Origin of the sequence: Cyanobacterium sp. uoEpiScrs1, assembly GCF_947331815.1 — a bacterium.
GTDB lineage: Bacteria > Cyanobacteriota > Cyanobacteriia > Cyanobacteriales > Microcystaceae > Rippkaea.
The window spans coordinates 1,302,085-1,313,791 of the sequence record NZ_OX373462.1; the positions used below are offsets into that span (position 1 = coordinate 1,302,085).

The window sequence follows — 11,707 nt, forward strand, 5'->3', positions numbered from 1 at the left end:
TTAGCTTAGCCAATAGATAACATTTGTCACACTTATTTTGCAATGAAATTTGATATATTGGCCTTGATATTCAAGATTAAATCAATTATGCTTATCTCTTATAATCTAAACTCAATACCATTAGCTCAACCAAAAGACCAACTAAACTGATTTCAATGACTACAATAAAACAATCAGTTTCTTCTAGAAAAGTAGACTTTGTTTTATTGTTTTTTGAAAGTGTTTGACTAATTTTAACTTGAATACTATGAAACAGTAGAGATGACATCAAGTACAGTCGAAAACAGAACTGATTATTAGTGAATCGGAAGCCGAGACGAATCAAAATACTGTAGAAAAAAATCTAGATATTTGAGGAAATTCTGTCAGAGACAATATCGCTAGTAGTAGATATCATTGCTGCTAATAATTGTTCAGATGAAACATCAAAAGGAAGACGATGAATGTCTGACTCAGGACGACAAATGATCTCTGCTACTCGACGCAAATCATCTAATGTCACCCTAGATAATCCTAATTCTTCTAAAGTTTTTGGTAGACCGATTTCTTCATAGAATTTTAGCAATTGTTGTCGAGAGGCAATTGCCAATTGATTACCTTGGATCATTTCCTCTAGACGTAATTGAACTAGAATGCCATAGGCAACTTTTTCCCCGTGTAAAATACTATGAGCTGCCTCAATATGTGTTAATCCATTGTGGACTGCATGAGCAGCTACAGTGCGACAATTAGCTCCACCTAACCCTCCAATCACTCCGGCTAGTAACACGCAAGCATCAACTACTTCTCTCCATACTTCCTCTCCGGGACTTTTCAGAGCAGCTACTGATTTTTGAAATAGTAGATCCCGCAATACTCGTGCTTGTTGAACGGCAGAAATAGTAAGGGTAGCAGTAGAATTACCACTACTGACAGAAGCTTCATACCATTTAGCGATTGCATCACCTATTCCTGCCACTAGAGTCCGTTCTGAGGCAGTTTTGATAATAGTGTAATCTAAAATCAGTAAATCAGGGCATCTCAATAATGGAACGTCGTATTGAAATACTCCCTCATTGGAATAAATATTTGATAAAGCCGTCCACGCTGCACAGGTAGCGGCTGAAGTGGGGACAGTAATAATGGGCAACTGATGTTTATGGGCGAGTAATTTGGCTGTATCGAGAGCTTTACCCCCTCCAACCCCGATGATAAAATCGGACTGATGTTCCTTAAATGTTATTGTAAGAGCATCTAAAGAGCTTTCTGAACAGTCTGGTAGGTAGACACTATATGCTGGGTTTAATTTACATTTGCTAAAAATAGGGTCAAAATGAGGAGAAATTACTTTGAGAGTTTGTTGTCCCCCAATAAGCAAAGGACGTCGGCCAAAACTAGCGATTACATTGCGAGCTTGAGATAGAATCCTTTCTCCCTTGAGTATTTGACTAGGGGAAACTAATAAAGGGGCCAAGGTTGTAGATACACAAGAATGGATAGTAGATGTTTCTGAGGGCATTGCTACTAATTAATTTAGTTTTATTAAAGTGAATACACTTAATGATTTAACTGAGCAAATCGATTAAGTTAATCACACTCTAACTCAAAAATATAGATCTCTCCTAAATTTAGAGGAAAGTCGAGGAGAGAAAGAGGACTAAACAAGAGAAAATTTTTAACTTTATGTCTTACTGAAGATTAGGGAATAATCAACACTGGACAAGGGGATAGGTTGATTACACGGTTAGTAACGCTTTCAGATGTGCCTTCCATTGTTAAACCCAATCCTTGACACCCCATAACGATTAAATCTGCGTTAATCTCGTCAGCCACGTCGCAGATGGCAAATGAGGGTATTCCTTCCCGTTCAAGAATATCTGCCTCAATTCCTTTGTTAGCAAAAAGTGTCTGAGCCCCTTGCAATAATTTTGCTACTGCATTGGCAACTTCCATAATCCTTCTTTGCTCATTTTTTTGTTCTGCCGATGGTTCTTCTACGATTGATAGTAATACGAGACGACTATTGTAAGTTTTTACAATATTAGCTACAGTTTACACAGCCTCGCGAGTCTCCCGACTTTGATCCACAGGGAATAAAACGGTAGTAAACATGACTTATCTATCTCCTGTACATACATCCCAAGTTAATCAGTAACATCAAATATTGCCCGATTTCTTGATTGTACTCCTATTATTTTAGGAATTATTCGATATCAATCTCGAGGAAAGAAAAATTTCGAGTCATTATTTTAGTTAATATCAATGATAATCTTTTTTGAATTACCAAACAATTATTAAGGGGATTGAGCATGTCTAAAAAGACTATTTCAGACTTATCGTTGGACGAAGTAGCTGGGAGAAGGGTTTTAGTGCGCGTTGATTTTAATGTTCCCCTCGATGGAAAGACCATTGTTGATGGTACTCGAATTCAAGCCGCCCTACCAACTATCAAGGATTTAATAGAAAAAGGGGCTAAGGTAATTCTCTGTAGTCACATGGGTCGCCCCAATGGTAGAGTTATGAATAGTATGCGTCTTACCCCTGTCGCAGAACTTTTATCTGAATTATTAAAACAAGAAATAGTAGTATGTCACGACTGTGTGGGGGAGTCTGTAGCTTTTGAGCTTAGTAAGCTCAAAAGCGGTCAAGTTGCTTTACTCGAAAACCTCCGTTTTCATGCAGAGGAAGAAGAAAATGACCCAGAGTTTGCCAGAAAATTGGCTTCTAATGCAGAATTATACGTTAACGATGCTTTTGGAACTGCTCACCGCGCTCATGCTTCCACAGAGGGGGTTACTCATTACCTTAGCCCCTGTGTTGCGGGCTATTTAATTGAGAAGGAACTTAATTACCTTCAAGCAGCATTTAAAAAACCTCAACGCCCCTTAGCAGCAATTATCGGCGGTTCTAAAATCTCTGACAAAATCGGAGTAATTGAAACCCTGTTAGAAAAATGTGATAAGTTGCTCATTGGAGGGGGAATGATTTTTACCTTTTACAAAGCTCGGGGTTTGGGAGTCGGCAAGTCTTTAGTCGAAGATGATGAACTAGAATCAGCTAAATTGCTCGAAGCTAAGGCTAAAGAAAAAGGTGTAGATTTTTTATTACCTTCTGATGTGGTTTTAGCTGATAGTTTCGCTTCAAATGCTAATGATAAAACTGTTAGCATTGATAGAATTGAAGATGGTTGGATGGGGTTAGATATCGGACCTGATTCCATCAAGTCATTCCAAGAGGCTTTAGCTGATTGTAAAGTAGTGATTTGGAATGGACCTATGGGGGTTTTTGAATTTGATAAATTTTCTGTTGGAACCGAAGCAATAGCTAAAACTTTAGCTAATTTAACTGAAACTGGAACCACTACGATTATTGGGGGCGGCGACTCTGTTGCTGCGGTAGAAAAAATTGGAGTTGCTGAAAGAATGAGTCACATTTCTACTGGCGGTGGTGCAAGTCTAGAGTTTTTAGAAGGTAAAAACTTACCCGGTATTACTGCTTTAGATGAAGCTTTATTTTTGGCTTAGTTTATTTTCATAAATCGGTAGAATTGAGTTATTGGCAATAATGATGAATATTGAATAGCGAATTTTGGTTTTCGTCGTATGAAAAACTTCCTTATTTAAAGACACTTGAAACGGTAATAATACCCACGAATTAATACTATCCGTGGGCTTGATTTTTCTAAATAATTAACTAATTCCCAATCTATTTAGAGTCAAAACTACTTGACAATTATTTTACCAACCATGCCAGCACCACGATGTGGTTCACACCAGTAAGTATATTCTCCAGGTTCATTAAAGGTAGCTTCGAAAGATTCTCCAGGAGAAAAGACAAGTCCTTCATGATTGTACTCACTTGCCTTATCAAAAACAACGTTGTGGGGAGGTAGTTTATTGTTTACCCACTTAACGGTATCCCCAGCACTGATTTTAACTTGCTTAGGTTGAAACGCAAGCATTCCGTTATCTGCACCCATTTTTACCGTAACAGTTTCAGCAGAAACAGGGCTAACAGCTAAAAAGAAGCTAGAGACGATAAGCACAACAGCAGCAAAAAATAAACCTAATTTTTTTGACATTCGGTTAATCCTGTAATGTAAATAGTTTAATGACCTTAACGGTTTAGCTTTTCACTCATTCTACTATGTTTACTGGAATATGACTACCAACTTTGACAGTTTGTCTTTTGACAAATGTCTCAAACTTTGCTGTTTACTCTTTATGGCTGGTAACAAATTCCTGCTCGTTGAAGACGGAGTAAAGCCTCTTCTAGGCGATCACAATCAGCGATTAAACTAATACGAACATACCCCTCACCCCCTTCTCCAAAAGCATTACCGGGAGTAAATACAATTCCTGTTTTTTGTAACACATCGAGAGCAAAATCTGTTGAATTTGTTCTTAACGGACAGGGAACCCAAAGATACATAGTTGCCCTGGAAGGAGTTATTTCCCAACCCAATTTTCTTAAGCCATTAATCAAAAAATCTCGCCGTTTTTGGTAGCGTTTTTGGACACGTTTGATATAGATATCTGGCAGTTGTAAGGCTGTCTGGGCCGCAGTTTGAACAGCAGAAAAGATTCCATAATCCAAATTAGTTTTTAAGGTTCGTAGTCCCTGAATAATGTCGGCATTACCTACGACAAACCCTACACGCCATCCTGCCATGTTGTAAGTCTTCGAAAGAGTATGAAATTCGACCCCAATTTTCTTAGCCTCTGGTATCTCCAATAGACTAGTAGGTTGATAACCATCAAAAGCCAGTTCTGCGTAACATAAATCATGGACTAAAATAATTTCGTAGTGACTAGCCCAGTCAACAATTTCCTCAAAGAATTCTCTTGGAGCGGTTGCTGTAGTTGGATTATTAGGATAATTAAAATAAATTAGTTTAGCTCGTTGAGCTATGGTTTCAGGGATCTTAGTCAAATCGATCAACCAATCTTGTTGCACTGACAACATGAGCTGGTATAGTTCGCCTCCAGCAATTAACGGGCCGCGAAAATGAGCAGGATATGCAGGACTAGGAACTAATACCACATCGCCAGGGTTCACATAAGCTAAAGCTAAATGAGCTAAACCTTCTTTAGAACCAATTAAAGGCAGTACTTCACAACTGGGATCGAGATCCACATTGTAACATTTTTGGTACCAGTTTGTAATAGATTGGCGGAAACTAGCAGTTCCTTCGAAAGGAGGATATCCATGGGTTTGAGGTTCAGCTAAAGAAGTAATCGCTGCATTAATGACAGGTTGAGGTGCACAACCATCAGGATTGCCCATTCCTAAGTCAATTAAATCTAATCCTTGTTCAGTTGCCCGTGCTTTTAGTTCATCTAAACGAGCAAAAACGTATGGGGGCAAAGCTTTTAAGCGATCGGCACGGCGAATCCAATTGACACTCATCGTTACGGAAGCTTAGCAAAATATACACAGGTTCTCATTCTCCCATTAATGAGGTCATTTTAACTATCTATCTATCGACAATATCTCACTTTTACAGTTTTCTCGATAAATGGTGTTGGTTTGGGTAATGCTCCCTAAGATTGATTCCACCTAATAAATAATTGGGTAATATTATCGAGACAATAGAGAATTCAAAACCCCCTATACTGTTGATAACCTTTCAAGATCCAGTGTCTTTGGATAATCAAATCAGAAACAATCCAACCAGAAACAATCCAACCTTGTTTTGAACAGTTACTATAGTATCTAGGCTCTATTAATAATTTATCAAACCTATTTATTCTCTCTGATTACCCTATTTTTGGATAATTATTTATATGATGATAACCTCTACTTTAACTTTCTATCCCAAAGATTGAGAATTAAGATTGTTTTTTTTTCGATTAATAGGTAAATTAATTTCTCCTAATAGCATGGGATGCTTTGCACCTGTTACTTGAGGTAAGTTCCCCGATATACAACAGACAAACCGCCAGTAAGCTAAAACACTAAAAGCAATGGATTCTTTAAAGTCTGTATTCATACCAAAATCGTTAGTGGTCAAAATTTTAGAGTTAAGTAAGTGCTTCTGTAATCGTTGGGTTAAATATTGATTACGATTTCCTCCACCACACAATAGAATCTCATCAATAGGTTGATCAATAAATCTATGATAACTATCGGCAATTGAGGCGGCTGTTAATTCTGTTATGGTGGCTAACCAGTCTTCATCTGTGAGATAGTACATTTGTGCGTCTTGCCAACATTGTTCTAGATAAACAGCACCAAATAATTCTCGTCCCGTTGATTTAGGCGGCGGTTGTCGGAAAAACTCTTGTTTTAACCATCGTTGGACTAAAAGTTCATGGGGAATTCCCTGAGATGCCCATTGGCCATTATTGTCGTAGCTTTGTCGGCCATCGGTCAATTTTTGAACAGCCAAGTCAATTAAAATGTTTCCCGGTCCTGTATCCCACCCACGAATTTCTTGTTCCCAATGGAGTTGTTGATGGGGAGGGAGGTAAGTAACATTTCCAATTCCCCCAATATTTTGAACACAGCGATGACGAGTGGTATGGCTTAATAAATAGGCATCAACCTTAGACACCAAGGGTGCACCCTGCCCTCCAACGGCTATATCGGCAACCCGAAAATTGCTGACTGTAGGAACCCCTGTCAAGTTAGCTATAACTGACCCTCGCCCCAGTTGTATACTATATCCTAATTCAGTTTCTTTGTTATTTCTTTCTTTAAGAGGCCGGTGAAAAACAGTTTGTCCATGAGATCCAATTAATTCCACTTGAGGGTGCCCTTCTTGAATCGTTTTAGCTGCCTGGGCAAAACAATAGGCAATTGCGTCATCTAATTGAGCAAATTCTTCAATAGAAATTGGTTTTCCTCCACAGACTTCTATTATTTTAGATTTGAGATCTTTAGGATAAGGATAAACCTTTCCCGAAAGTAAATTAGTTTTCAAGTCTAGCTCTGTTCCGGTAATTTCAACTAAAGCAGCATCAATTCCATCTACAGATGTGCCACTCATTAAACCAATGCAATACATTATTTTACTCCCAACTTTTAATAGATTAAGTTAATTATTTTTAAAATTAGTTATCTAATAGTATTTATCGTTCATGATGACCATTTATAGTCTCTCTGTATATCATGTTTTTTATATATTATATATGCCTTATACATGTACAATCTTTCAAGAGTTTATTTAGTTTATTAATATATTTAAGATCAATAACTTTAATAACTTCAATTTAATCTTTGGTTTATTCCAAAGTATGACTAATTATTATATGGTGATCTACTTTTTAAAATATTTATTTCTATATTTATAAATTAAACTTGAATTAAATAAACTGGCTTTTGTTGTAGAAAATTAATTTGTTAGACTTAAAAATTTATTTTTATAAAACCTATTATATCTTATAAGCAATAGAATAACACCAAGGATATGCCTATCATAAGCTACTTTTAGTGCATAAATAGTTTATGACTATTACGTTTATTTTTTATGGCAAAGAATATTATTGCCAATACTTTTATTTAACCTATACTTAAGGTGTACAATTAAAACACTCAAATAAGTTTAACAAAAATCAATAAAGAGATTAATTTGTAATAATTTTGGTCAGAGAAGTTAGGTTTGACTTGATTAATAATACAGATTTTATTACATATTATTTTTTGATAAATGTAAATTATTTTTGATACTATCTAAAACAAAAAAGTAAGATTAATTATTATTAATAATAATTAATCTTATTCAAGTAAAGGTAATAATAAAGTCACAAAATAATAGACCAAAGGAGCAGTAAAAACATAACTATCAGTACGATCTAAAATCCCTCCGTGACCAGGAATTAATTGACCAGAATCTTTGACCCCTGCATCTCTTTTCATCATTGATTCAGTTAAGTCACCTAATAAGCTAACAATTCCAATTAGTGTCCCTAATAAGAGTCCAGTTAAATATCTATAGGGCCAAGTTAAATACCAAGCTCCTAATTCAGCAACAATAATACTTCCTAAGAGTCCAAAAATTGCTCCTTCAACTGTTTTCTTAGGGCTAATGTAGGACAAGCGCGTTTTCCCTAACCATTTCCCCATAACATAAGCTCCAATATCTGCCGCCCAAATACAGCCAAAAGCAAGAAAAGTGACCATTAATGCCGATGGCAATAAATTGGGTTCAGTCCATGATTTGGTCCAAAAACCCATAAATGAAAAATTATTACTAGCAAGACTTACCGTGGGAACCGTATCGGTCAACCCAACCCGTAATCTTATCCAATAACTTGGTAAGTATCCCCCATAAAATAGCCCTAAGATGGAAGTTGAAATATCAGCAATAGTAGCTAATTTAGATTGGAATAACAAATAAAAACAAATTAAAGCTCCTGTCAAAGGAAATAGCGCATCGGTGAGGGGAGGAGCCACAGCGGCAGTAATCAGTAATACTTGAGATACTACTAAGGTGGTTTTAGTAGCGGGAACAATACCCTTCGCCCAAACTAACTGAAAATATTCTAGTTGTCCTAAGAAAACGATTAGGCAGAGTCCTAGGGTAAAATACCACCCTCCAACAATGAGCATTATTAAGGCAAGGGTAATGGCAACGATAGTACTGATAATCCGAGTCCAAGGCATAAGCTAGAGTGATATTTGGGTAGAAATATTAAGAAACTTTTACAAAGAGAAAACGAATTTCTATAAAAAATTAACAAGTTATTTTGTTTTCAATCATCTAAATTCTCTGAGGATGAATGTAGTCTACTTAAATTATAGAAAATGTTTTCATATTGCCTACTTTTTCTCTTAGAAATTACAATTTTTCTCCACTCAAAATAAAACTAGGATCGACAGCAGCAAAAACCTGATGGAGTCCCCTTGTTTCTAGACGGTTTACTCCTGATTGAACAACTTCTATATTACGCGCTTGTAGTGAAGCTAATCCTTCTGAAATCAAATATAGAGTTTCTAGATTGCTGGCGGTAGCTATTAATCTGCCTTTAGGCTTTAAAAATTGCCAAGCCTCTGTAACGATGTTTTTAATTGGTCGGCCCCCTTCAATACAGATGCGATCAGGTAAGGGTTGTAATTGATCGAAACATTCAGGTGCACTACTTTCAAAAATCGTTACATTTCTAACTCCAAAACGATCACAGTTATTACGAATTAATTTTACTACATCTTCATCTCGTTCTACAGCAATAATAGTACTTTCAGGACAGAGTAAACCCATTTCCACGGGGATTGTACCTGTTCCTGCACCAATATCCCAAAGAATTGAGTTGGCATTTAATCGTAGAGCAGAAATTAACAATAGGCGAACTTCTCGTTTGCTTAGGGGAATTCCCGGGAAGCATTCAAAAAGGTGATCTGGAATACCAGGAGTTTTGTAAGGCCAAAGCATACAAGTAGTAGTGTATTGTGACAATAACAATTAATTCCATTATCAGAGGAAATGGACGATTATAAACACTAAAATAAAGTCTTATTTTTTAAGCTTTTAATCCAACCAATAACAAAACTCTTCTGCAAACTTATCACTTAAAATAGCTTCTCGAATTCGTTGAGTAAACCTAACTAACTCCGTGACGTTGTGTAAGGATAAGAGAGTATATCCCAACATTTCTTTTGTTCGTACTAAGTGATTCAAATATGCTCTAGTGAAGGTCTGACAAGTATAACAAGGACAATCTACATCAAGAGGACTAAAATCCTCGCGGAACCGAGAGTTTTTTAGATTCCAACGTTCTCCTCTCACTAATGCAGTTCCGTGGCGGCCAAAACGAGTAGGAATTACACAGTCAAATAGATCAATGCCGGACGCGATTGCTACAGCTATCTCTCGATAAGTTCCTACTCCCATTAAATAACGAGGTTTATTAGCTGGAAGCAAGGGAGCAGTGATTTGTACGATTTCTCGAACTAAGGTAAGATCTTCTCCAACACTAACTCCCCCAATAGCATATCCTGGTAGATCAAAATCCACCAATGATTTAACCGCTGCTTTTCTTAATTCGGGATAGCTCCCCCCTTGAACAATACCAAACAAAGCTTGATCCTGAGGACGCTGATGGGCATTAATACATCGTTCTAACCAACGATAGGTCCGTTCAGTAGCGGCTGCAACCGTTGAATAATCTGCTTGACCTGGGGGACATTCATCAAATGCCATAATCACATCAGCTCCCAAAGTATTTTGAATATGTATCGAGCGTTCAGGAGTCAATTCAATAATTCGTCCATCCCTAGGAGAACGGAAAGTAACGCCAATTTCTCGGGTTTTACACAATTCACTGAGACTAAATACTTGAAATCCACCAGAATCAGTTAGAATTGGACCATTCCATCCCATAAACTGATGTAGTCCACCCGCTTTTTTAATTAGGATTTCTCCAGGTTGCAAATGTAGGTGATAAGCATTAGCTAAAATCATTTGGGCCCCTGTGGTTTCTAATTGAGCGGGGGTTAGTCCTTTAACTGTCGCTAAAGTCCCCACAGGCATAAATCTAGGGGTTTCCACTGGTCCATGAGGAGTGTACAAAACCCCGACCCTAGCGTGAGTTTTACAACATTTTTTTTGAGTTTGAAAAGAGAATCCCAAAATAACTATATAACCTAAAGTTAACAGACTTATCCTATTGTAACTAAGTTGATTATATTAAATACGAATTCAATATTTTAGATATACAAATTGTCCACAAAAAGTTGACTAATGAAATATTTAAAAAAATCAATTAAAAAAAACAAAAATTGTGTATAGTACGAAAAGTATAAACGAACTTAGATACTATTGTTTTCATTAATGCCATTGAGATTTTTAATAAAACAAACTTTAGGGATAAACAGAGGTATTCTTATATCAAGGACTATATCATGTTTCTTCAATATAGGAGACATCTTAATTCGAAGCTGCAAATCTTCTATTAGGAAATCGACATGTAGTGTATTACATGCTAATGTAATATTACAAACAATTTTTTCTGAAAATTTGCTTACAAACGTGATAATATCCTAATGCAAAATATACGATATAGAATATTTATTACTATTCCCTAAATAATCAGAAAACATATACTTCGTCCGAGGTATATGTTTTCTGATTAAAGAAATCAAATGTCAATCTGTCAGTTTTATTGTTTAATTTAACCCATCGATGAATTCCTTACTTGATATGATAATAAAATTAGTTTTTTTGGTAAAATTAAGGTTGAAGACTAAATAAAATTAATAAACTATTATCGTTAATACTTAATTTTGTAAGCATATATACAAATATAAATAAATATCAAGAAAAAATCTTTTTATATTTGTTAAAAGTAATTGTTGGCTAACTTATATTGCTGTAGTCTTTTTTCTATAACAGCCATTTTAAGTAGTATTTGTTTTAACTATTTTTATATACTTAATCATTGTTAAAAATAAATGTAGCATCTACTTTTATTTTGCCTGAGCTTACTAAATAGTTTAAGTAATGAGCTATCAATAGAATGAATCTAGATTAATGTATAGTACAGGACATTCTGCAATGCTGTAAAAAATAGTTTAAAATATCTATGTAAATCTAACTTATATATATGAACTTATTTAAAGTTTTCATATATAATAAAAGGACAAAGAAAATATATATACTATCAAAAATAAGAAAAGTAATACATACAGATTATTATAAATAGAGCAACTATCTAAAATTAAATTAATTTCAAAAAGTATAAACATTACTGTTCGTGTTCTTTCTTTTTACAATTTAAGGCAAGAACAA

Annotated in this window: 8 protein-coding genes and 1 pseudogene; 1 reads left to right on the top strand and 8 read right to left on the bottom strand. The window is 35.7% G+C overall.

Annotated features, from left to right (window positions below):
* Positions 1 to 343 precede the first annotated feature (343 nt).
* Together OXU93_RS04560 and OXU93_RS04565 are read right to left on the bottom strand one after the other, a co-directional pair.
* Positions 344 to 1,498, bottom strand: coding sequence for an iron-containing alcohol dehydrogenase family protein (locus tag OXU93_RS04560; RefSeq protein ID WP_267382747.1), 1,155 nt, complete (start codon positions 1,496 to 1,498; stop codon positions 344 to 346).
* 179 nt (positions 1,499 to 1,677) lie between these two features.
* Positions 1,678 to 2,091: pseudogene (locus tag OXU93_RS04565) on the bottom strand (universal stress protein).
* 197 nt (positions 2,092 to 2,288) lie between these two features.
* On the opposite strand from OXU93_RS04565, the gene OXU93_RS04570 reads away from it, so the two are divergent.
* Complete coding sequence (locus tag OXU93_RS04570; RefSeq protein ID WP_267382749.1) at positions 2,289 to 3,503, top strand: phosphoglycerate kinase; 1,215 nt, start codon at positions 2,289 to 2,291, stop codon at positions 3,501 to 3,503.
* Positions 3,504 to 3,700: 197 nt separating this feature from the next.
* Here OXU93_RS04570 and petE read toward each other — a convergent pair whose 3' ends face one another.
* The 6 genes from petE to tgt form a co-directional block, all read right to left on the bottom strand.
* Positions 3,701 to 4,060, bottom strand: a complete 360-nt coding sequence (gene petE, locus OXU93_RS04575; protein ID WP_267382751.1) for a plastocyanin — start codon at positions 4,058 to 4,060, stop codon at positions 3,701 to 3,703.
* A 140-nt stretch (positions 4,061 to 4,200) separates the two neighbouring features.
* A complete protein-coding gene (locus OXU93_RS04580; protein WP_267382753.1) occupies positions 4,201 to 5,388 on the bottom strand; it encodes an aspartate aminotransferase in 1,188 nt (395 codons plus the stop codon).
* Between the two features lie 403 nt (positions 5,389 to 5,791).
* Entirely contained in the window at positions 5,792 to 6,988 is a 1,197-nt protein-coding gene (locus OXU93_RS04585) for an anhydro-N-acetylmuramic acid kinase (protein WP_267382755.1), read from the bottom strand.
* Between the two features lie 710 nt (positions 6,989 to 7,698).
* The gene (locus OXU93_RS04590; RefSeq protein WP_267382757.1) at positions 7,699 to 8,586 is read right to left on the bottom strand and encodes a phosphatidate cytidylyltransferase; all 888 of its coding nucleotides are present in this window, start codon (positions 8,584 to 8,586) and stop codon (positions 7,699 to 7,701) included.
* Between the two features lie 175 nt (positions 8,587 to 8,761).
* A complete protein-coding gene (gene cbiT, locus OXU93_RS04595) occupies positions 8,762 to 9,352 on the bottom strand; it encodes a precorrin-6Y C5,15-methyltransferase subunit CbiT (RefSeq protein WP_267382759.1) in 591 nt (196 codons plus the stop codon).
* A gap of 96 nt (positions 9,353 to 9,448) precedes the next feature.
* Entirely contained in the window at positions 9,449 to 10,549 is a 1,101-nt protein-coding gene (gene tgt / locus OXU93_RS04600) for a tRNA guanosine(34) transglycosylase Tgt (RefSeq protein WP_267382762.1), read from the bottom strand.
* Positions 10,550 to 11,707: the final 1,158 nt, after the last annotated feature.

Coding starts and splice junctions, on each gene's coding strand:
- petE (WP_267382751.1), bottom strand. CDS start 4,060: ATGTCAAAAAAATTAGGTTTATTTTTTGCTGCTGTTGTGCTTATCGTC.
- OXU93_RS04580 (WP_267382753.1), bottom strand. CDS start 5,388: ATGAGTGTCAATTGGATTCGCCGTGCCGATCGCTTAAAAGCTTTGCCC.
- OXU93_RS04570 (WP_267382749.1), top strand. CDS start 2,289: ATGTCTAAAAAGACTATTTCAGACTTATCGTTGGACGAAGTAGCTGGG.
- OXU93_RS04590 (WP_267382757.1), bottom strand. CDS start 8,586: ATGCCTTGGACTCGGATTATCAGTACTATCGTTGCCATTACCCTTGCC.
- cbiT (WP_267382759.1), bottom strand. CDS start 9,352: ATGCTTTGGCCTTACAAAACTCCTGGTATTCCAGATCACCTTTTTGAA.
- OXU93_RS04560 (WP_267382747.1), bottom strand. CDS start 1,498: ATGCCCTCAGAAACATCTACTATCCATTCTTGTGTATCTACAACCTTG.
- OXU93_RS04585 (WP_267382755.1), bottom strand. CDS start 6,988: ATGTATTGCATTGGTTTAATGAGTGGCACATCTGTAGATGGAATTGAT.